Genomic DNA, 1250 nt, shown 5'->3' on the forward strand with positions numbered 1-1250 from the left:
TGAGTCTCGGGGAATTTGAGGGTAGCGCTGGAGTCCCCAACTAGAGCGCGGGTCAAAACCTTGTCTTTGTTAAATCCGTCCAATGACCGGAGTTCCCCGGTTTCATCAATTCTAAAATTTAGGTGACGCATAGTTTCTATAGCAATCGCCAGTCCAATTAGGACATTAGGCGCAAGCTAAGTGAAGGACATTTTCTATAGCCTCTCGTAAGGTATCAAAATCTTTGAGTTGGTGCCGAATGCGGCTTTTTAGCCAAGACCAACAGCGCTCAATTTTATTGAGGTCTGGAGAATAGGGGGGCAGATACCAAACTTCACATCCAGCTTCCTTTACCATCTGTTCAATACGTCCCCCTTTATGAAAGCTGGCATTATCAATTATCAAAATCTGCCCCGGTTTCAAATTGGGGATGAGACAGTTTGAGAGCCACAGTTCAAATACGTTTCGATTACAAGCCCCTTCTACCGTAAAAGGAGCAAATAATTCTCCATTACACAAAGCCGCAATCATATTAACTCGCCCCTGTCGTCGTCCTGACTTGAGACCATATAGCCGTTCTCCCTGGAGACTATAGCCATAGCTGTAATTGTCGCGGCTATCCATACCAGCTTCATCAGCATAGACAATATCGGAGGGTTTGACCGAGGCCAGCTTCAGAGCAAACTCTGCCCGTTTTTCATCCGAACGCTCTCGGTATCCATAAGTTTTTTTTTACGGGTGAAGCCAATTTTTTGGAGCGCCCTACTGATCGTTCTTTCACTAATTTCACCGTCCCATACTTCAGCCATCTGAGCTTGGGTCAATTCAGCATTTTCTTCAACAAAAGCTCGAAACTTATCCCAGTCCGTTATGCTATGACTATGGCCCGTTCGACTGTATGTCTTAGCATGGAAGTCTCCAGTTTCTTCTTTACGCTTGAGCCACAGATTAATCGTATTACGGCTGATTCCAAAGACTTCACTGGCTTCACTCTTCTTCATCCCGTTGAGCTCAATGGCCTCTATGACCTTTCTCCGTAAGTCGTAGCTGTAAGAATTAGATATGGATAGATTTATCTCAAATTTTGGCAACTCCTTTTATTTTACGTCCTAACTGGACTGGCGACTGCTATATCAATTTTCGCGAATGCTGAAAAGTTACATCTTTGAAACGATGCAGCGCTATCCAGAAATCATTGATTGGGATGTTTGTGGGGAAGCTTTTGACGACAAAGGATATTTAAGAGAAACTATTTTGAGCTATCATTTAGG

The 1250-nt window shown here is 43.8% G+C and carries 2 protein-coding genes; one reads left to right on the forward strand and one right to left on the reverse strand.

Annotation, left to right across the window (positions count from 1 at the left end; all coding sequences use genetic code 11):
- Positions 1 to 165: 165 nt before the first annotated feature.
- A protein-coding gene (locus NG833_RS26175) for an IS630 family transposase (protein ID WP_254568211.1) occupies positions 166 to 1043 on the reverse strand; the annotation gives its coding sequence in 2 pieces (ribosomal slippage) (positions 166 to 711 and positions 714 to 1043; 876 coding nt in all).
- An 82-nt stretch (positions 1044 to 1125) separates the two neighbouring features.
- Here NG833_RS26175 and NG833_RS31085 point away from each other — a divergent pair.
- The coding region (locus tag NG833_RS31085; RefSeq protein ID WP_375293959.1) for an endo-1,4-beta-xylanase at positions 1126 to 1250 on the forward strand (125 nt) is incomplete at its 3' end.

This window comes from Oscillatoria sp. HE19RPO (assembly GCF_024220515.1).
Lineage (GTDB): Bacteria > Cyanobacteriota > Cyanobacteriia > Cyanobacteriales > Laspinemataceae > Laspinema.